We start from the raw sequence: 22782 nt of genomic DNA on the forward strand, positions 1-22782 counted from the left end.
AGGTTTTTATATTTTCAATAATAAATGAACTAATTAGTGCGTGTGTGAGTATGTTCATGACTGTGGTCATCATTGTTTGATGATGAACAACAATCTTCATTATCGTCTGAACAACAATCTGTGTGTTCGTGGTCGTGAGCTTCTTCGTTGTTTTCACTACAACAGTTGTCCTCACCACAGCAATCGTCTTCATCATCACAGTCATCTTCACTAAAATGAATATCTAAAAAGAATTCAGATAAGTCTAATACCGTTTCATTTGAAGCAACAAATTTGTCTAAACGTGCTTGTAGATCGTTTTCTTTTAACGAAAAAACAGCTACAGTTGATTGGTAGTCTTGGTATGAAACATAAAGTTCAGAACCTAAATCAGATGCTTCGTAACGAGTTTGATCTTCTTCGTTTGCAATTTCTAAAAATGTTTCAACATCTTCAGGTAGGACAACGAATGAGCGTGCATTTGATAGTGAAATATAGGTTGAGTTTAATTTAATTAATTTAGTCATTAAAAATGTTCCTTATTTTATATAAATTTATATATTATAAATTATAAACTAATACTAAGACACATAATTAAATAAGAGAAAAAAAGAACACAAAAATTTATAAACACCGATAAATCTTTATAAATTGAAAAAGAATAGGAACATTGAAAATCTTTTTTAAAATATGCGTTAAATTTTTATAAAATTAATTTAATTTGCTAATTCCTTTATATGTTATAAAAGGAATTTATTTTTTGCTATAATCACATAAAGGAGTGTACCATGCGTTTTAAAAAAACAAAAATCCTAATTAGTATTGGACTAGTTAGCACAACATTTCTCATAACTCCGTTATTAGCATCGTGTTTTGCATTTCCAAAAACACCATCATTATCGCCAGTTATTGAACCCAAAAAACCAGAAGTTAAAGCTGAAAAACCAGAATCAAAACCAACAGTCTCAGAATCAAAACCGAACGAAAAAAATGTTGAATTTGAGAATGAATCTGATGGTAATTTTAACACTGGCTTCGCATTTGAAATTGATAATTTTATCAATTATGATTTACATAATTTAAACTACTGAACTTTAGGTTATACAGTTAATAAATACACTTATTATAAAGCAACAAAAGCAATTATTGATATTAATGGTAATCAGATAGAATCTAATTTGAAAGATGATCATATTTTGATTCCCTTTAACCTGTTAAAACCTAATAGCGACTACAAATTAAAAATTATTTTTTACGATGAAGCAGGTAGTCGTTTATCTGAGCAAATTGTTACTGATATTACAACTCCCCCTCTTGACTTGATTGCAACTAATACAATTGAAAAAACAATTAGTTTTAATGAAACAGAGCAGAAATGACACTTTAATTTCCCGTTTGCATACAGTTTTTTAGATATAAATTACACATACCGTGCTGTTTTAAAAGAAGGCGAAGGGGCCCAAAAAATCATTGACTCAGAACCGGTTATATTAGTGAATAATACGTTAGATTTTACTTTCACTAAGGATCAATTAAGCCCTAATACTAAATATTATTTAATTGATTTAAAAATCAGTACGAGTCAAGAAGATGAAACCCGTATTGACCAATACCAGCTTGGGCAAAACTACAGCTTAACAACGGATTTATTAAATGAATTATCAAACCCAAATACAAATAATTTATCAGGGGATAGTGACGGGGATTCTATTAGTTCAAAACCAGTTGATGAGGCAAAGCATAAAGGCGAAAACAAGCCTGTACCACAAGCTGTTGAACTTAACTATTTAAAAAATTTTGATTTTTCTTATGATGTTAACAAGGGTTGGATTTTTCTTCCTATCTTCAGTCAAACAGATTTTAGTTTCTTTAGTTTTTCATATAGAAATAGTAATAATGAAACTAAAGAAACTAAAATCATTCCTGTGCATAATAGACTAGATTCATATGAATTGGGAATTATGTTAGATAATGAAAATTATGAATTAACTAAAATTGATTACTATAATGCTGATCAAGAATTAATTGGTAATCAAAATTTAGAAAATATAACTTTTAGTAATGAATTGTTGTTTTTGAATTCTGAAATGCAAATTTCACCTACTAAACGCTATTTAATCCAGCAAGAAAGTCAATGAATTTTAAATACAGACTTATATTTTGGTCCATTGACTAAAAAGATTAATAATCCAATTACTATTCAATTAGAACTAATCGATGCTAATCGCCAAATTCACAAATCAGAACTCGTAACTTTAGAAACATTAAGTTCAAGCCAAGAAATTAGTTTTGTTTTTAATGATTTAACTCCCAATACTCGTTATTTAGTAACTGAATATAAAATAAATTATCAAGACAAAAATTTAGAAGATTTAATCACTGCACAAACGCGTAATTACACAGTTGCAACACCGAATCAGTTACAAACGTTTGAATTGGAAACTATTAATATTGACAACTCTGACATTAATAATAAAGCGTTGCTACAATTACAATTTAGGAATTTAAAAAACAAATATATTGTTGTTTATTTAAACACCTTAAAAAAAGATGGTACTGAAGAATTTGTACGTGCACGTTCTAATCCATTTTATGTAAACGAGAATGGGCTTGCTACATACCGTTTTAACTACCACACAAACCAAGAATATTACTACTATGCAACTATGGTTTTTGATAATGAAGAAGCAGCAAAACGTTATCAGCAACAAGGGTTGTTAGAAGAAAAATATCAAGTTGTTTATCAACAGGAAAATAAACTTATTAGCGTTAATGAACAGCAATTAAATTTAGAGTTTAGTCAATGAACCCCAACTGGTTTTGATTATAGTAATAATTTTATTTTATCATTTAGAACTTCAACAACTGATCACATTGGGTACCAATTAGAAATCATCGAGGTTAATCATCCGGATAAGATTTATTATTCTTCAATTGTAGATGCCTCAAATCAAATTGTGCGTGCTCAAATATCAGGTTTAGAAATAAATAAAAATTATCAAGTACAAAAAGTTAATATTTTTAACATTGCAGACCACCAAATTAAACAGAAATTTTTTAGTGTTAGTTATCCTTTCACAATTAGTGAAACTAGTGTTAATAATGATGCAAACGAGAATGCAATTCGATTGTTGAAACAAAATTTAAAAAACGATTCTCGTTCGTTAGCGAAATTCATTCGTGACCGTTCATTTAGAATAAACTATCCAGGAGAAATCTATGAATTATATGGGGAGAGAAACCCTTACCATGCACAAACCCATTTGATTACAACTGGTTCGATGAATTCAGGAACTGGATGAGTTTTAGATAAAGATTTATCTGATCCGTCAGGAATGACTTACTATATTGCAACAAATTTACACGTTGTTGCGCAATTAGCATATCCGTTAATTATTAGTAATAACGAAAAAACACTATCAAATCCGAACTTAAACACACGACGTTTAAATGAAGAAGACCGAAATCGTTTAGGTAGTGACTATAATATATTTAATTTTAGTTATTCAGGTACAGATCGTTTACCGTTTAGTGCTTTATGAAAAAACCATATTAGTATTTATACACCAAGCACAGATTCCAATTGAAACACAAGAGAACGTTTCCAAGCACAAAATAATTCGGTTGATTTATTTAGATATTATGTTCGAAGTTATTTAAACTACCGTTATATTGACCAAAAACGTTTTGATGAACTAGGACTTGCAAATGAGGATAACAATATTATTAGTTTCGAAATTTTAGATCCTTATATCGTTGATTATGTACGAAAGGAATACAAAGACTATCGGAACACGGAAGATTACGTGGTTACCAAAACAATTTCTAATGCAGGTGTTGATATGGCGATTGTTAAGGTCAAACTAAATCCCCGTCTACCAAAACCACCAGCATTTGTAGAATATGATAAACTGCCAACGTTAGTTGCTGCATTAAAGACTGATGATTTGGGTAACCGAAGTGAAGAAATTAGTATTTATGGTTATTCGCGAATGCAAGATGGTAACATTCCATATGACCAAGCGGCAAGTTTTACTGGAATTAGCAATCGTTATTACAACCCCTCTTTATTTACATATAATAAAGCTTTTGGGGAGTACCGAGTTCCAAAAGAATATAGTAAATACGCATTTTATTATGATACATTTATCAATGTAGCATATAACCTACATAACACACAAGAAGAACGCCAAAATCTAAAGAAGTTGGTTGCAGCAATCACAGAAAATAATTTTTATATGATACCTTCGCCTGACCAACCACTTTCTACTTTTCATCGTGGTTCATCTGGATCAATGGTTATAAATAAAGATAAAGAGCTTGTAGGAATTTTTTATGCAGGAAGTACCGACCAAAACAATGTTTATGCATTATGACAATCATTAGACTACAACAAAAGTTGATCACCAATTGCTCATTATTTATCAACTCGGACAGCAGAAAACTCATGATTAAAAAAATATTGATCAGCAATTAAAAAACTAGATCAGTAAAAATCATGGGTTTTTACTGGTTAAATTAAGGAAATAAGTTTTGATGAGAAAATATAAATGATGATGGTTTATCATAAGTTTTATACCAATTAGCACAGTAAGTTTTTTAGCTGTTGCTTGTGCGCAATTAAATCAGAAAACAGTGGTGCAAAAACCTAAGACAATCTTTTTAACTAATGAATTAAATGATTTGAGTATATTAGAAAAAGAGCAAGAATTAATTAAGAAGGAACTTGAACAAAACCTTACAAATATTGATTTTAAATATGATTTAAATGAAGGTTGGGTATTTAGTGTTAAATTTAAAAATCCAAGTTTATTTCAAACTTTTAGTATTACTTTTGAAAACCAAGAAACCAAACAAAAGCACACATATAAGAGTGTACGATTCCAAGATGTTTATAAATTAAATATGCACCTTAACAATGATTTATATTTAATGAAATCCATTAGTTATTTTGATAAACATAGTGAGTTAATTCACCGAGTAAACATAACACAACCCCTTGGCTTCCAGAGAAAAAATTTAAATGTACTCATAAATGTTAGTGTCGCGGATGAAGCGAAAATGTTATATCACATTGATTCAAATACATGAAGAATTCCAATTAATCTACATATTGATTTTAGTAAGCAATTATATTGAAAAACCAAAGAGGTTGTCTTAAAAATTCGTGATGAAAATAATGTGGTTTATACATCAAACCCATTATTATTGAAGGATTCTAATTTGCATAATGCACATTTTTCCTTCATTAATTTATTGCCTCGGAAACAATATTTAATAGATAAATTAGAAATTAAGAATGTCCCAAATACATTTCATAATTTAGTTCGTGTACATTTTAACAAGCAATATATTGATACAGCAGCATTAATTCAACATTTCAGTATTACTAAAGGACTAATTAAATATCAATCATCAACTCAAAAAGCCCAATTGTTATTACTATTTAATGGTTTAAAAAATAAATATGTACAACTGGTTTTTTATAAGCATTTTAAGAACCAAACAACAAATGCAATTCATCAACAATATGTTGGGAAAATTGATTTAAATGGTCATCTACAAATTGAATTTCCCTATGATGAAAATGCTGATTATGAACTAAATAATATTCTGGTTTTCGATGATACAGATGCAATAATATATGTTTTAGATAACCAAAAAATGTTTAAAAAAATGGAAGTAAGAACAAATATTTAATACCATAAATTATCTAATTGATACACAATAAATTTAGTTTTGATATCTAATAATAAAATAAAAATTTGTAAATTATTTGCACAAATGTGTTTTAGTGTATTTTAACTGGTATTTGTTAAAAGTCGACAAATAGCGGTGTTAGCATTGAAGAATTTAACAGAATAATCAACAAATAGATAGTTTAGAGATTTGCGGAATAGATGAGCAAAATCAATTAAAAATAAAGTAATAGATTATTTAGGGATAATAATTTAATTATCCAACAAAATAATTTAAGAATCAATGCAATAGTGCATCCAAAAATAGCAAATAAGGAGACTTATGGATAAAATTATTATTAAAAATGCATATGCAAATAATTTAAAAAATATTGACCTAACACTTCCTAAAAATAAGCTAATTGTTATTACTGGTGTTTCGGGATCGGGAAAATCATCATTAGCGTTTGATACCATTTATGTTGAAGGTAAACGACGTTACTTTGAGTCCTTGTCTAGTTATGCACGACGGTTTTTAGGCGGAAATGAAAAAGCAGACGTTGAAAGTATTGATGGGTTATCACCCACAATTGCAGTAGATCAAAAAACAACTAGTCATAATCCACGTTCAACCGTGGGTACCAGTACAGAAATTTATGATTATTTACGCGTGTTATTTGCACGGGTCGGGGTAGTACACTGTATTAATAACCACGGAATTATTTATGCACAAACTAAAAAAGAAATTTTAAATTATATCCTTGAACAACCGCTTGGTAGTAAAGTTGAAATTCTCGCACCAATTGATATTAAGCACTATAAGAGTAAAAAAGAAATTTTAAGTTATTTACAGGATGAAAACATTATTCGGGTTTATTTAGATAATCAATTATTTTTAGTTAAAGATCTTCTTAAAATTGATGAAAAAACAAAAGCCATTAGTGTTGTTATTGACCGAATCGTTTTGGATAAGGATGAACAAATACGAACTCGTTTAAGCGAATCAGTGGAATATACATTAAAAATGACAGATCAACGCGTGTTAATTAAGATTAATGATAATTATAAAATGTTTTCTACTGTTGCAATTTGTCCTGTTTGTCACTTTAGTATGAGCAAAATTGAACCGAATCTTTTTTCGTTTAACTCGCCACATGGGGCGTGTGAAAAATGTAAGGGCTTAGGGTATAACTATGTACCTGATGAACGCAAAATGATTCCCAATCCTCAATTAAGTATTAACCAGGGTGGAATTGATTTTTTCAAAAATACAGTTAACACTACAAACATGGATTGACAACGCTTTGCATGTTTAATTAAACATTATGGTATTGACCAGTCAATTCCGATTGCAAATTTAAAACCTCATCAACTTGAATTATTACTATATGGATCCACAACTCCCATTAATATCGATTTATTATCTGCTAACAACAAAGCATACAATAGTGTAGATTATGTAGAAGGAGTTTTAGAGCTTGTTATGCGTCGGTATGAAGAAACTAATTCTGAACAAGCACGAGAACACTACAATAAATATATGAGTGAGCAAACGTGTAAAACGTGTGCAGGTAAAAAACTTCGTAGAGAAGCCTTGACAATTCGGATTAACGATTTAGATATCATTGATTTTACGCAATTAAACGTAAATGAAGCACTGGATTTTTTTATACAATGGAATCTAAATGATGAACAACAACAAATTGCTAATCCATTGGTTAAAGAAATTACAGACCGATTAGGATTTTTAAAAAATGTTGGATTAGATTATTTGAACCTTGCACGGAGTTCTTCGAGTTTATCAGGGGGAGAATCACAACGTATTCGATTAGCAACCCAAATGGGCTCAAAATTAACGGGGATTTTATATGTACTTGATGAACCATCGATTGGATTACATCAAAAGGATAACGACAAACTAATTGGAACACTTAAAGAAATGCGGGATCTGGGAAACACAGTTATTGTTGTAGAACACGATTTAGATACTATTCGTGCTGCAGATTATGTTGTAGACATTGGATTAAAGGCAGGCGCGGAAGGTGGTTACGTTATTGCCGCGGGGACTGTGGAAGAAGTTGCTAATAACCCTAATTCGTTAACTGGGAAATATTTAAGTAACAAACTAATGATCCCTGTTCCAACAACTCGAAGAAGTGGAAATGGTAAAAAAATTATTTTGCAAAAGGCAAGTGGAAATAATTTGAAAAAGGTTGATTTAACTATTCCCCTTGGCAAAATGATAGCAGTTACGGGAGTGTCTGGCTCGGGAAAATCAACCCTAATTATGCAAACACTAGTTAAAGCAATTGACTATCATAACTTTAATCCTTTTGTCAAACCAGCACCCTATAAAAATTTAATAGGCCATCAAAACATTGATAAAATGGTTTTAGTAAATCAGGACCCAATTGGGCAAACATCACGCAGTAATCCTGCAACTTATGTTGGTGTTTTTGATGACATTCGTTCGGTGTTTGAAAATACTAAACTCGCAAAGGAAAAAGGTTTTTTGAAAGGTCGTTTTTCTTTCAATGTTCCCGGAGGTCGTTGTGAAAAATGTTTAGGTGACGGAACCATTCGTATTGGAATGCACTTTTTACCTGATGTTTATATTCAATGTGACGAATGTAATGGACAAAGATATAATGATGAAACTTTAGAAGTAAAATTTAAACAGAAATCAATTTATGATGTTTTACAAATGAGTGTAGCCGAAGCATTAGAGTTTTTTGTTAATTTTCCGATTATTCATAGAAAACTGCAATTATTATCGGATGTTGGATTAGGGTATATTAGCTTGGGCGCACCATCAACTAGTTTGTCTGGTGGAGAAGCACAACGTATCAAATTAGCTAAATTTTTGCAGAGAAAACCTACTGGAAAAACATTATACGTATTAGATGAACCGACAACAGGTTTACATTTGCACGATATCGCTCAGTTGATTACCATTTTTAATCGTATTGTAGATAATAAAGACACGATTGTTGTTATTGAACATAATCTTGATTTAATTAAGGTTTGTGATCATATTATTGATTTAGGATTAAACGGAGGGGACGAAGGTGGTAAAATTATCGCTACTGGTACTCCTGAACAAGTGGTTGCAAATCATCCTGAATCCTATACTGCAAGATATCTTGCGCCATATTTAGAAAAAAATAACAAGTAAAGAAGGAATAAATAATGAAAAAGAAACATTTATTAATTAGTACAATTGCAGGGATTACTGCTCTAGCAGGAGTAGCAGCTGTTGCAAGCAGTTGTAGTCAGAAAAACAAAAACAAAGAGAATTTCTTTAAGATAAAAGTTGAAATTAACAATTTTTATATGTCTTTAACCCCAGCACAAAAAACAGTTTTTGATAATAAGTATAGAGCAATGATTGCTGATATTGAAAAAGCTTACAATGAAGCTAAAAACAAGGCGGATTTTACTAAAATTGATGTGAAATTTAATCAATTATTAACAGATATCAAGCATGATCCGTTATTTGAATCTTCTAGTACAAATTCAACGGAGAATACGAATCAGTCTAATACAAAGACAGATCCAATAGTAACTAGACCAGAATTTATTAAAACAAAACGCACTCCAGAAGAAATTATTGGTAATGGTCAAATTGCAACATTAGTTTTAAATGATGACGCGATTTTAAATAATTTTTTAAAACAAGCAAATACCGTTCGCAGCGTTACACCAACATATGTAGAGCCGACATTTGATTTAAAAAACATTAAAAACCAACAAACAGAAAATAACAATGCTTTTGGAATTGATGGAAAAAATATTTTTAGCTTCCAACAAAATGAAATTAGTTCGTTAGATTTTTATTCATTTATTCATAATTTTCAAATTAACGATTTAGGTTTAATCGCTAATTTAGCATTAATGGATGCTAAAACAGAAAACGATAAAGTAGTGTCAACAGCAGTTCCGTTTAACACATTAAGTGCAAGTAATGTTTCTTCATATGACCGAAACGGCTTCTTAGATTATGATATTCAACATGGTCAACTACGTTGATTCTCATTAATTCGTGACCCTAAAAATTCTAACAGCACTTACCAAACGCAAACCACAATTTTAAAAGGGTTTAAAGCAGATATTAGTAAAGTTTTTATCTTTGATGAAAAGACTATTGCATGAGCTAATAAAGAAACAAAGAGTCAAAACCTTATGGTAGAGTTTTCAAAAAAAGATAGTGATCAAAAAATAAGTGTGGAAACTGAATTTCAATATATTGAAGATCCAAGAGCAAATTTGATTTTAGCAAAAATTAGTTTAAACGAAGCAAGCGGTGGCGAATATACAATTAGTAAAATCTATGCAAAAGATGCACCAGATACTAATTTGTATAATGCTGCAGAAGATCAACAAGCAAATTTACACAAGTTTATTGTTTATAAAGACAACCAAACAATTGAACCAAATGCAAACATCAACATTAATTTATTTTTAACTCCGCAAGGGCAACAAATCCGACCGATGTTCGGAATAGGGAATATCGAAATAGATAATGTGTTACGCCAAAAAATGCAAGATGATGAAGCTTTTGCTAAAACTAACAAAGAATCGATGATTCTTTTCTCAAAACCATTAGCAAACATTTCTTTAAATAATTTAGATGAAACATTCTTTCCAGTTTTATTAACTACAGATGAACTTGCTAACTACAACTACCAATATGTTGTAACTAAGGATTCAGAAGTAAATAACCAATTAATTTTTAAAGTTAAATACATCAACAAAACAACAAATAAAGAAACATTGTCTGAAAATGAATTAAAAATTCGTTATACATCACTTTACGATGCAGAAAATATTACATCTGTAAAAGTTGAAATGGATGGATTTAAAAAAGATAGTGAAGCTTACACTCAGTATGTAAATGATAATAAAGATAAAGATTTAAAAGCTATGGATTACGATGATTTAATGGATTTAATTAATCAAGCGTACACTATCTATTATTCAGGGATTGATTTAGAAAACAATACTGTGTATACAAAAGCTGAAGTTTTAGATGATAAGACAATCCAATTGTCTTTCTATACTACATACCAACAAACAACAAGTGAAATTAAAACATCAACAACACCAAATATTTTATTAGGAACCGCAACAATTGATATCTTTAAGTCAAGCAATTAAACAACCATTAAGGCCAGCACTTAATGTGTTATAATTAAAAGATTAATCATATTGTATTGATAATCATAAGTAGAGGTTTTATTTTGAAGCAAGTAGATAGTAGAATTAAAGAAGTTTTAATTACTGAAGAGCAAATTAACGAGCGTGTCAAAGATGCTGCTGCGTGAATCAACAGTAATTATGAAAACAAAACGCCCATTATTATTGGGATTTTAAAAGGGTGTATTCCTTTTCTTGGAAAATTAATTCCTCATATCAATGTCGATGTGCGGTTTGATTTTATGGCCATTAGTAGTTTTAAAGGCGGAATTACTGCACAAACTGAACCTGAAATTGTAACTGATTTAAAATTTAGTGTTCAGGGTGAAGATATAATTCTAGTTGAAGACATTATTGATACGGGTCGAACTATTAAAAAAGTTATTAGTTTATTATTAGCTCGGGGCGCTAATTCAGTTAAACTTGTAACTTTGGTAGACAAAAAAGAAGGTCGAAAAGTTGATTTAGTAGCAGATTTTGTTTGCTTTGATATCCCATTGGTTTTTATTGTTGGTTTTGGTTTGGATTATAAAGAAATTATGCGTAATTTCCCATACATCGGGGTTTTAAAAGAAGAAGTTTATATGCAGGATTTACAACAACAAAAAGCTAATGAAGAAGTTGGTGAAAGATAGTGCAAATAAAACAATCATTATGACAAAAGCTTCGCCATTTTTTTAGCGCATCTGCTGATGATTCGCAAGATTTGAGTCAACCAAAGACTCCTAACCTATCAAAAGAAGATAAAAAACGAAATAAACGCAAAATTATTATTATTTCATTAGTGATTGCAGCACTTGTTGCTCTTGCAATTGGACTAATTGTTTATTTTTCATTACCATCAAATGACTTTTATTTATATGTAAATAGAGCTGTTTATGAAAATGGAGTTTTAAAGGTTTTTGCTACATCTCCTGATCCAGCCAAACAAATATTATTAACTGAAAATAGTTACTTTATCTTTAAACAAGAGTATTTAACAAACCCAACAACTAAGGTGTTTTTGAATACCGGATTTAATTATGAAATTACATATTATGACTCCGTAATGCGCCAATATGTGCATTTTACAGTTGTAAAAGATGGAAGAGAGTTATTTTTAGGTTCAAGCGCTTTATCAGAAGTTTTTGGTAATCAACCTAATTGATTTTTAGGATCATTGCAACGAGTGGGGTTTAGACCCCAAGGGTTTGACGCGCGTATTATCGTATCACCAATTATCTCAATTCTATTAATGTTTATATTTATTTGAATTTTCTCACGAATGGCTCGAGCACAAAATGACGCAATGATGGGAAATAATAAACAGTCTGCAAAACTGACACGTTCAAACGTTCGTTTTTATGATGTTGCAGGAATTGCAGAAGTTAAGAATGAGTTAATTGAAATTGTTGATTTTTTAAAAACTCCAAAAAAATATGTTGCAGCAGGTGCACGAATTCCTAAAGGGGTTATGTTATATGGACCTCCAGGAACAGGTAAAACTTTAATTGCAAAAGCAGTTGCTGGGGAAGCAAATGTACCATTCTTCCAAACAACAGGTTCATCTTTTGAAGACACGTTTGTTGGTGTCGGTGCTCGTCGTGTGCGTGATTTGTTCGCAAAAGCGAAAAAGGTGGCACCAGCAATTATTTTCATTGATGAAATTGATTCAGTTGCTAAAAAACGAGGTAATTCATTAAACAACTTACAAGACCAAACAATTAATCAGTTGCTAGCTGAATTAGATGGTTTTGAAACTTCTAGCGGTGTGATTGTTATGGCTGCAACTAATCGTTTAGATACCCTAGATGAAGCGATTTTACGTCCTGGACGTTTTGACCGCCATATTAGTGTCAATTTACCAGATTTAAATGAACGTCGTGACATTTTAAAAATTCATGCAAAAAACAAAAACCTTTCAAAAAAGGTTGAACTATTGGAAGTGGCACGTCGCACACCCGGTTTTTCAGGTGCTCAATTGGAAAACGTCTTAAATGAGGCAGCATTGCTTGCTGTACGTGATAATTCAGTTACAATTAAGATGCAACATTTAGATGAAGCGATTGATCGTGTTATTGCTGGACCATCACGCCCGGAAAAAGTGATTGAGGACCATGAAAAGAAGCAAATTGCATATCACGAAGCCGGCCATGCCCTTGCTGGTTTATATGCTCCTGGAACAGAGATTGTCCAAAAAATTACAATTATTCCGCGGGGTCAAGCTTTAGGATATACGCTACAAACTCCTGAAAAAGCAGAAACTGTTCTGCAAACTAAACAACAATTATTAAATCATATGCGAGTGGCGTTAGCGGGCCGTGCAGCAGAAGAGATTATTTTTGGTTTAGACCAAATTACTACTGGTGCTGCAAATGATTTCTATAAAGTTGCCCGGATTGCTCGGGGAATTGTTGCACAATTTGGAATGACTGATTTTGCACTAACTCAATTAGTTCCAACTGAAGGAGTCGACAACCCTTACCGGAATGCTTATTCAGAACAAACAGCTTTTAAAATTGACCAAGAAGTAGAAAAACTTGTGCAACAAGAGTATAAAAAAGCTAAACAAGTAATTAATGATCATCGTGACGAGTTAGAATTAATGGTGGAAACATTGTTAGAATTAGAAACAATTTTACGTCCGCAGATTGAATATATTCATGAACATAAAGAATTACCACCAGAAGTACTCACTGCACGTGCAAATCGTTTACAAAAAAAACAAAACGAACCAGTTGATGTTGATAAATAACTAAAAACAACACCTAAATTTAAAGAAAGAAGACTTGCTGGTCTTCTTTTGTCTTATAATCAATATTGTTTATCTTAATAAGGAGTCTTTATGTTAGACCTTAACCTATTTCGCAATAACCCATCATATATTAAAACCAAATTACAAGCACGTAATTTTGATGTATCAGTTGTTGATCAAGTTATTGATCTAGATGCACAAGCACGCGCATTAATGCTTGAATCTGAACGTTTACAAGCAAATAAAAATCAGGCAAGCAAACAAGTTGCAATTCTAGCCAAGGAAGATCCAGTCAAACACAAGGAAATAGTTCAAAAATTAAGTCTTTGAAAAGAAGAAATTAATCAATTAACAGACAAATTAATTGTTATTAAGAATCAATTAAATGATTTGTTGCTGAGTATACCTAATATATTTGACGATAGTGTTCCAATTGGAAAAAACGAGGATAATAACGTAGAAGTTAAACGTTGAGGAACACCTATTGATTTTGATTTTAGTCCCTTGGCACACTGGGATCTTGCTAGCAATAACAACTTGATTGATTTTAGCAAAGCAACCAAAGTTACAGGCTCTCGTTTTATTATTTATACAAATAAAGGAGCAAAATTATATCGCGCTTTGCAGCAATTTTGCTTAGATCATAACACAAAACAAGGGTTTATGGAGATTGCTTGTCCAGTGATTGTAAATCAAGATTCACTATATGCTACTGGACAATTACCTAAATTCAGCGAAGATTTATTTGCATTAAGTAATACTGATTATTACTTATCACCAACTGCTGAAGTCCAATTAACGAACTTATTTAGAAATGATATTCTTACAAAAAAAGACTTACCATATAACTTCACTGCCCTAACAGCATGTTTCCGTAGTGAAGCAGGATCTGCAGGAAAAGATGTGCGGGGTGTAATTCGTCAACATCAATTTATGAAAGTTGAAACTGTGAAAATTGTTGAACCAACAACAAGTATGGATGAACTCGAAAATTTGACACGCAATGCAGAGATGATTCTTGAAGCGTTGAAACTTCCATATCGTCGTTTATTATTATGTAGTGGGGATATAGGTTTTAGTAGTGCAAAAACCTACGACCTTGAGGTTTGACTACCTTCATACAATGCGTATAAAGAAATTTCTAGTTGTTCAAATTGTTTAGATTTTCAGGCACGTCGCGCAAAAATTCGTTATAAGGATAAAATTGAAGACCAAGCACAGTATGTACATACTTTAAATGGATCAGCGTTAGCGATCGATCGCCTATGGGCAGCAGTTGTAGAAAACTACCAAACGGCAGATGGCGGTTTTAATATTCCTGAAGCACTAAAACCCTATTATTAAAAATTGTGTTGCACCAATTAGGAGATTATGATGAACATAATTGATCTCATTAAAAAAGAAAAAGTAGAATGAAAAGCAATTGCTGATATTAAAGCGATTAAATTAGTTTCTACTAGCAATAAAATTAAAAAAGAAGGTTATTTGAAAAAAGGAGAAAACCCTATTATTGATCAGGGACAAAACTTTATCTCTGGTTACACTAATGACAAACGGGGTATATTAAACGAACCGCCCTATGTTGTTTTTGGGGATCATACTGAAATATTAAAATATATTGAATTTCCTTTTGTTCAAGGAGCTGATGGTATTAAGATATTCAAAGTTGATGAGTCAAAAATTAACTCCAAATATTTTTATTATGCTGCTTCAAATTTCTATCAAAAATCAGGAAAATATAAACGACATTTTTCGGAGCTAAAAGAAATTTTAATACCTATACCAACGCTTGAAGAACAAGAAAAAATTGTGAAAACTCTTGACAAATTTACAAAATATGTTAGTGAACTGCAATATAGAAATAATCAATATACTTACTACCGAGATTATTTATTAGATGATAAAAATCTTCTAAGAATGACGGAAAAATTAATCGCTGACAAAGTTCTTTTTGAGAATAAGAAATTAAAAGATATAGCATATTTGCAAAAAGGTAAAACGATTACTAATAAACAAATTATTACTGGTGATATTCCTGTAGTCAGCGGTGGAGTTAAACCAACTTATTTCCATAATCAAGCAAATATCTTTGAACCTGTAATTACCGTTGCCGCTAGTGGTTCAGCAGGATATATAGACTATTATGAAAAACCAATTTGATTATCTGATGCAATTGGTATCACTCCCAAAAATAATGTATTATTAAAATATATTTATTATTTGCTTAATAAGCAAAAAATGATTTATGGGCTTAAAAAAGGTGATTTAATACCACACGTGTATATTAATTATTTAAATAATATTTCTATTTTATTACCCCCATTGAAAATACAACAACAAGTCGCCAGCATCCTTGATAAGTTCAGTGAACTTGTAACCCAGACAACTGGTTTGCTTCCAGAAGAGATTGAGAAGCGTCAAAAACAATACGAATATTACCGCGAAAAACTCTTGACATTTGATTTAGAAAGTGGTAGCAAGCAAGCAAGCAAGCAAGCAAGCAAGCATTAATAACTACTTATCTTTATTGCAATCATTATGCCTTAAATACAATGTTAAATACTTAATAAATGATTATCCTAATTCAATTCCATATGTCAAATTAAAAGATGTTTGTGAAATGAAACGAGGAAGAACGATATCTAGAAAATATATTGCTGATAATGTTGGCCAATACCCTGTTTATTCTTCACAAACATTAAATGATGGAATCATTGGGAAGATTAATAGTTATGATTATGATGGAAATTATGTTACATGAACAACTGATGGAGCTTATGCAGGCACTATTTTTCATAGAAAAGGTAAATTTAGCATTACAACACATTGCGCAGTGATTAAATCAAATAATAACAATTTATTGCTAACTGATTTTATTGGTTATTTTTTATCAATTAATACTAAAAAATTAGTTAAAGGTTCATCCAACTTAATGCTAGGTATTGATGAAATAAGCAACATCGAAATCCCCTTAGTCCCAATCCACATTCAGCACCATATTGTTCAAACTTTAGATAAACTATCAAGTTTAATAAACCAAACAACAGGCTTGATTCCTAGCGAACTTACTTTCCGAACTAAACAATACGAATACTATCGTGAACTATTATTGAATTTTAAGAAAGAAATTGATTAGAAATAAAAACTATTTCCGTATAAACTGGAAATAGTTTTTGTTTGTTTAAAAGTATGATTTTTTTAAAATTGTTATTTATAGTGTTTTGCAAAAAATAACTAATAAATTTAGATTATTTATATACAAATTCGTAATTATAATTTACTGGTTATTCGGTTTATTTTGACGAGTGAAATACATTTCTCATTCTGCTGCACCACTGTCTAAAGTATAAAGATATAAAACCCTTTTACCATGAATTTTACCTGTATTTTTATCCTTTTTATAGCTGCTAATTCGCATATTAGTTCCATTTTCATTATAGTGGATTAATAAACGTTTTAAACCAACAGCTTGAGATTTATCATTATAATTCATTGTATTTCCTTTATCATCTCCATCGGAAATATATAAAGCAACAATTCGGTTATTTGCATCAAAATCTGCGCCTCAAACATTTACAATGTGAGCATATGTTGACGTCATATTAAAAACAAGTCCCATGGCTTTTTTGTTATTAATACTATCTTTAACCAATTTAGAGAACTGATCAATGTTGTTTAAACTGTGAATGTCAGTTAATAGTTTTTCATGAAAAACATCTTGAAAGAAACCACGCGTGGCAGATGGGGCATATTTCATAGGGTTATTACGATTTGGTACAGATACATATCTATAACCATTAATAAACATATCGATTAATTTATCTGCTCATGTATATTCAGCGTCAAACATCTTATTGAAAAAATCAAAGATTTTTGAGCGATCAGGGTACTTGTTTTCATCGTGATAAACGGCGTTTAGGTCATTTAAGGTGATTGACTCATTGCCCGCACGAATAGTTCCTTTAGTTGGATCAGTTAAAAAGCGATTAATATAGTCTTTGTTGATATCTAACCATCAGTGCAACATATTGGTTGCAACAATTGCAGTACATAGATAATCATCACCTTCTGCGAAACGTTTGTTGATATCATACCAACCTTCGTTTTCAGAGTTTAATAGGGGATATTCACGCATTTGTTCGAGTTCAGGATCTTGGGGTGTTGTGAATTTTGAAGGATCAACATTTACACCTTGGATTCATAATGTTTCAACAACTTGGGGTATTGCATCCAATGATGGTTCTAGTTGTGTTGAATTATTTGATTGTTCAGTATTTTTGGGTGTAGCTTGAATATTTGAATCAGAAGGTGATTCGTTAGTATTTTGTTTATTATTGGATTGGGGTATTGATGGTTGGGGATTTTCTTGATTCACACTAGGATTGTTATTTTTTTGTAATTCCTTTTTTGTTTGATTTTGCTTATTATTTTGAGTGGATGAATCTGTATTAATTTTAGTATGTTTCTCAAAATTGGCTTCAACTTTAGGTTGTTCTTTTGTTTCTGACTGTGTTGTTGGGTTATGTTGAAAAAGTAAATCTGGTTTAACAGATGATTTTTCTTTTGATTGAGAAGAAATTTGTTCTGTTATTTTTTTAACCACTTTTTCATTAGTATCTGCTTGTTGTTTTTGGTTAATACTACTATTACTTTGATTTGGTTTTTGAGGATTCTGAACTTCAGGAGTAATAGGTTTTTCTTGTTGTTTGCGTGCACAACTAACGATAGTTATTGCGCCAGCACTGATTATTAAACCAGTAGCTAAGAATATTGGAATAATTTTATGTTTCATATTTATTTATATATAGCTGATTATTTAATATTAGAGAAAATAAATTTAAGTGAATTATAAAGAATTTATTTAACAATAATCTCTACTGGATCCTTAAATTGAATTGTGTGTTGGTTGTACACATCATGATGGTGAGTATGTTGAAATGAAACCCCGGTGATTCGAATTTTATCGTGGTTTTTTAAATAGTTTAAATCATTAATGGTAAATTTTAAGACTGATGTTGTTCCTACTCCATCCTGAGGTGTAACGCTTTTTACGGTAACACTGTCTGTCCAAGCACCAACACCATCAATTCGTAATTGAATTTGTGAATGATCATGCTTAAATATATTATAAATATCTTTTAAAATAATATCGTTAATGACACCAGTGTTTTTATTTATTGAGTTATCGTTATTTACGAAATTAATGACACTATTTGATTCACCAAGTCTGGTTTTGGTGTTTCGAACTAGACGAACTTCATCTTGTTCTAAATCATGGTGGTGGTCGTGTCCAAAACTATCATCATCATTTAAAACATATCAATTGTAGATCATTAATTCATTTTCTTCGTCTATATTAAGTTCTTTCCCTAAAACATATTGGTTGTCAATCAAAGTTCTTTTTGGTCAAGGTTCAGTCGTGTTAAAACGAGGATCACTTGTAATGTTAAGCGCTAGTTTACTTTGGCCTGGTAGGTTTTCTAGGCTATTTTCACGATTAGGTTCTTGAATGCTATGTTGATGATTGTGATCGTGATGATCGTGATGATCATCAATGTTTGTAGGTTCGAGTGCTGTTTGTGTTCTAATGATTTCACTTAATTGATTGATTTTTATTTGCATCTTGTTTTTTAAGTCATCTAGTCGGCTTTTATTGCTTGTTTTTTTGTATTCAGCAACAAGGTCATCAAACGCCTTTTTAGTTGGTTTTTGATTAGTTTGCATATTGATTGACAAACTTTGGTATTTTGTTTCAAAACTATTAATTAATTCTGTTAATTGGGAATCTTCTTTTTCAGATTGGCATGCAGCAGCGATAGCAGGAATAGTTGTCACTAAGGCTGTACTTGCAGCAAGAATAGTTATTAATTTTCATTTTTTGTGTTTCATATAAGTTCCTTTTGTTAATTATTTAATAAATTTATCTCAGTAAGATCCCCATTGAAATGTATCATTAATTTCTGATGCATATTGATTTTTCTTCTCTTGAGGAATTAGCTGCAATAAATTATCTAGTGTTGCATCAAGAATTTCATTATATCCAATTGGGGAACGAATTCCTTCAGTTCATAAGGTGTAGTCTTCAACAAAGATGTTTTTGGAAAGAATTTTGGGATTGTGAACGGTTTCTTTTTGAACCTTGTTGGTTAACATCTTGTTGATATAAGTATTTATTGTATGATTCGAGAATAAGCTTTGTTTGTTTTTGGAAAGATTGAAAATGACATCAAAATTGTTGTTAAATTTTGCAAAGTTCCCTTCTTGTAACCCACCACTACCAAGATTTCATCATCAACCATGATCATCCATATTTAAAATGGAATTGGTAATTGATTCACGCGCTTTGCGTACTTCTTCGCTTCCGTCATCACGAATACAGTGTATTTCTCCGTTATCGTGAATATGACACCCCTTAGGGAGTCGGTTAGAAACAGGTTGTAATAATGCCTGATAGGCATTACCTTGTAAACGGGGATTAGGTCCGCGGAAGCCTAAGTCATAATAGAGAAAACCATATTTAGAAATAGTCTGCAAAGTGTTTGTTCCATTTCGTTCAAATGTAGTTAATAAACCTAGCGATAGAGATTCACGATTATCGAATTGATTTTTCTCAGGATTGTAGTTTGGATCAATGATTCCTAACTTTTGAAATAAAGATCGCATCTTATGCAAGCGCTCATAAATATTGCCTGCAATTTCATTTGCGTTCTTTAACGCATTTTTCATCAGTGTTAATCTTTCGGGTTCGTTCTTAAATAATTCTGCTGCTTCTTTTGAATATGCATACGCAGTTGTTCAGTATGCAATATCATAAAGATATAACATCGATTCACGCATTGAACCTAAATATACTTGAGCTCCACCATCCGCGCGTAAATTTTGTTCATATACAGGGTGGTGTTGTAAAATTGATTTACTTTCCGAACGATCTAAATCACATAAAGGTAAAGGACTATCAAGATCATAACTACACATATTTGGTGTATAGTTTAATTTTTTGACTCCTGCTTCTTTTTCTTTTTTACTAATGATTAAATTATTAAATAAACGGTAGATTTTTGAATTAAGGGAGTTTTGATTTTGTCATCCTTTTTCAGGTGCAAAAATAGGAATATTGTTTTGGTTAATAATAACCTCATTGTTGGCATTAACACCCTGAAAACCAATGATAAATTTAGCAAAATTTGATTTTCAAAAATCAAAATTAAGATTTGCGTAATCATGCAAATAACGTTCATTTACTTGTTTAGCGTGGTGAGCATAGTTGTATAGAGGGTATAATTGACCTTCTTTTTTATCTAAATATTCCAAGCCAAGTTTTAGATTAGTCTTTAAATCATTATTAGGATTATTTTCGAAATCTGTAATTGTTTCAGGGGATAATGTTAAAAACATATCTCGACTAACCTTAAAATCAACCGGATAAGCGTGTGTACTTTTTTCTATTGGACCACCTTGGATGTCTAATGTTCGCGCACCTGGTTGGTAGTGGGAGCTATCAAAAAGATAACGTTCATACATGACCATTGATCCTTTGTTAAAGTATCAATACTCTTCTGAACGTCCTTCGTTATATCCGTTTCCGCTAAAACTAAATCATGATGGATCAAAAACTTGTATTTTGCTTTCAATTCCTGCTAATTTATTTGCTAATGCATTTGCAAATGCGGGTTTATGTAAAACATAGGAAGTGAATTCCTTGTGGTTCATTGCGTTGATATAAGGAAAAGGTTCTTTTTTGTTTCAGAACAATTGAGTTGGGTAAAAATCGGGTGTAATCCCTAAAGCGAGCAAATTATCCGCTTGCGAGACATATGTAGGAAAAATTTTATATGTTTTTGCTTCGTGCTGGCAAGAAACAGCAACTGCACTAATACTAGTTAGGGTAGTGATTCCTAATAATACAGAAGATCAAATTTTTGCTTGTCGTTTAATTTTTTTCATGAAATACCTGTTAATGTCTTTAAGACTATGTTTTATATATTATATGAGTGGAATAAGAAAAAATCAGAGATTTATGGATATTGTTGTATTTTTAGTAATTAAGGAGAAAAACTAGCACAAAATACTAATATGTATATATGGGTAGAAAAAAACCTTTTGCAGAAAGACAAAAGGTTTTTTAATAATTGTTAATTAAAAACAGAATTATTTAGCTTCAGCGTTGATAACTGTTGGTTGTTTTGCTGGAGATTGGTTGTTTGGGCTTCGTGTATCGTTTGGACGATTGTTGTTAAAACGGAAATTATTACGTTGGTTAAAATGACGCACATAATTACGATTAAACATCCCTTTATTTTTGTTTTTTCAGTTTGAACGAGTTTCTGGTAAAACAATTTCTTCGTCTTTACGTCCAACAACTTTTGTTGCTTCGTTACGTACTTCAGCAATTGCATCGGCTAGTACTCCAAGGATTAAAGTAATAGATTTTACAGAATGGTTGTTTACTGGAATAATGTAATCAACTAATGCTGGATCAGCGTTTGTATTTGCTAATGCAATTACAGGAATTTTTAATTTTCTTGCCTCAAGCACTGCATTTTCATCATTAACTGGATCGACAACGACCAACACATCTGGCAATGCACGCATATTTTTAATTCCGCTATAGAATTTAGCTAATTTGTCAGTTTCTTTTTGAATTTCTAATTGTTCTTTTTTTGTGTATTTACTAATGTCGTCACTTTCAATTCGAGCTAAATTACGGTTATACTTACGAATTGAATTACTAATGTTGTTAAAGTTAGTTAAAGTACCACCTAATCAACGTTGTGTAACGTAGTAAGAATCAGTACGTTCAGCTTCGTTTTTTACAATGTCTTTCACTGCTTTTCCGCGAGTTCCAACAAACATTGCCTTTCCACCGCTAGAAACAATTTCTTGTAAAAATTTGTAAGCACGATCTAAAAATACTAGTGTTTTTAAAATATTAATCACGTGGTTGTTAGAACGTTTAACGTGAATGTATCCTTGCATTTTAGGGTTTCATTTTTTAGGATTTAATCCGATATGAGCACCTGATTCAGTTAATTTATTAATTGAAACAAGTTGTTTTAAATTTTTTATAGTTGAATTTGCGTTGACTTTAGACTGAATAGCATCAGCAGGTGTAGTAGGTTTGTTTTCTACTTTCGCAGTTTCAACTGTTTCTTCAACAGTTGATTCAACTTTGTTAGTCAAATTTTCCATTTGGAA

General features: G+C 31.1%; 14 protein-coding genes. 9 read left to right on the forward strand and 5 right to left on the reverse strand.

All coding sequences use genetic code 4. From position 1 onward, the window contains the following. Positions 1-29: 29 nt before the first annotated feature. A complete protein-coding gene (locus OF377_RS00905; protein ID WP_263836024.1) occupies positions 30-506 on the reverse strand; it encodes a hypothetical protein in 477 nt (158 codons plus the stop codon). A 261-nt stretch (positions 507-767) separates the two neighbouring features. On the opposite strand from OF377_RS00905, the gene OF377_RS00910 reads away from it, so the two are divergent. From OF377_RS00910 to OF377_RS00950, 9 genes are all read left to right on the forward strand, one after another. Continuing rightward, complete coding sequence (locus tag OF377_RS00910) at positions 768-4472, forward strand: DUF31 family protein (RefSeq protein ID WP_263836025.1); 3705 nt, start codon at positions 768-770, stop codon at positions 4470-4472. A 43-nt stretch (positions 4473-4515) separates the two neighbouring features. Beyond that, positions 4516-5679, forward strand: coding sequence for a hypothetical protein (locus OF377_RS00915; RefSeq protein WP_263836026.1), 1164 nt, complete (start codon positions 4516-4518; stop codon positions 5677-5679). A 321-nt stretch (positions 5680-6000) separates the two neighbouring features. Continuing rightward, positions 6001-8832 carry an excinuclease ABC subunit UvrA gene (gene uvrA, locus OF377_RS00920; RefSeq protein ID WP_263836027.1) on the forward strand — a complete coding sequence of 944 codons (2832 nt, stop codon included), beginning with the start codon at positions 6001-6003 and terminating at the stop codon, positions 8830-8832. Between the two features lie 14 nt (positions 8833-8846). Then, the gene (locus OF377_RS00925) at positions 8847-10814 is read left to right on the forward strand and encodes a Vmc-like lipoprotein signal peptide domain-containing protein (protein ID WP_263836028.1); all 1968 of its coding nucleotides are present in this window, start codon (positions 8847-8849) and stop codon (positions 10812-10814) included. Positions 10815-10897: 83 nt separating this feature from the next. After that, positions 10898-11488: a hypoxanthine phosphoribosyltransferase gene (gene hpt / locus OF377_RS00930; RefSeq protein ID WP_263836029.1), complete on the forward strand. Its 591-nt coding sequence runs from the start codon at positions 10898-10900 to the stop codon at positions 11486-11488. After that, on the forward strand, positions 11488-13587 hold the full coding sequence (gene ftsH / locus OF377_RS00935) for an ATP-dependent zinc metalloprotease FtsH (protein ID WP_318032041.1): 2100 nt from the start codon (positions 11488-11490) through the stop codon (positions 13585-13587). The genes hpt and ftsH overlap by 1 nt, the downstream gene beginning before the upstream one ends. 90 nt (positions 13588-13677) lie before the next feature. Beyond that, entirely contained in the window at positions 13678-14931 is a 1254-nt protein-coding gene (serS, locus tag OF377_RS00940; RefSeq protein ID WP_263836030.1) for a serine--tRNA ligase, read from the forward strand. A gap of 30 nt (positions 14932-14961) precedes the next feature. Then, positions 14962-16098 carry a restriction endonuclease subunit S gene (locus OF377_RS00945; RefSeq protein ID WP_263836031.1) on the forward strand — a complete coding sequence of 379 codons (1137 nt, stop codon included), beginning with the start codon at positions 14962-14964 and terminating at the stop codon, positions 16096-16098. Continuing rightward, on the forward strand, positions 16058-16723 hold the full coding sequence (locus OF377_RS00950) for a restriction endonuclease subunit S (protein WP_263836032.1): 666 nt from the start codon (positions 16058-16060) through the stop codon (positions 16721-16723). Before OF377_RS00945 ends, OF377_RS00950 begins: the two co-directional genes overlap by 41 nt. A 141-nt stretch (positions 16724-16864) precedes the next feature. On the opposite strand, the gene OF377_RS00955 is transcribed toward OF377_RS00950, so the two are convergent. From OF377_RS00955 to rpsB, 4 genes are all read right to left on the reverse strand, one after another. Then, complete coding sequence (locus OF377_RS00955; RefSeq protein ID WP_263836033.1) at positions 16865-18379, reverse strand: IdeS/Mac family cysteine endopeptidase; 1515 nt, start codon at positions 18377-18379, stop codon at positions 16865-16867. 65 nt (positions 18380-18444) lie between these two features. After that, on the reverse strand, positions 18445-19476 hold the full coding sequence (locus OF377_RS00960) for a hypothetical protein (RefSeq protein WP_263836034.1): 1032 nt from the start codon (positions 19474-19476) through the stop codon (positions 18445-18447). Between the two features lie 18 nt (positions 19477-19494). Further along, positions 19495-21531: an iron ABC transporter substrate-binding protein gene (locus tag OF377_RS00965; RefSeq protein ID WP_263836035.1), complete on the reverse strand. Its 2037-nt coding sequence runs from the start codon at positions 21529-21531 to the stop codon at positions 19495-19497. 204 nt (positions 21532-21735) lie between these two features. Further along, positions 21736-22776 carry a 30S ribosomal protein S2 gene (gene rpsB / locus OF377_RS00970; protein WP_318032042.1) on the reverse strand — a complete coding sequence of 347 codons (1041 nt, stop codon included), beginning with the start codon at positions 22774-22776 and terminating at the stop codon, positions 21736-21738. Positions 22777-22782: the final 6 nt, after the last annotated feature.

Origin of the sequence: Ureaplasma sp. ES3154-GEN, from assembly GCF_025780075.1 — a bacterium.
GTDB lineage: Bacteria > Bacillota_I > Bacilli_A > Mycoplasmatales > Mycoplasmoidaceae > Ureaplasma.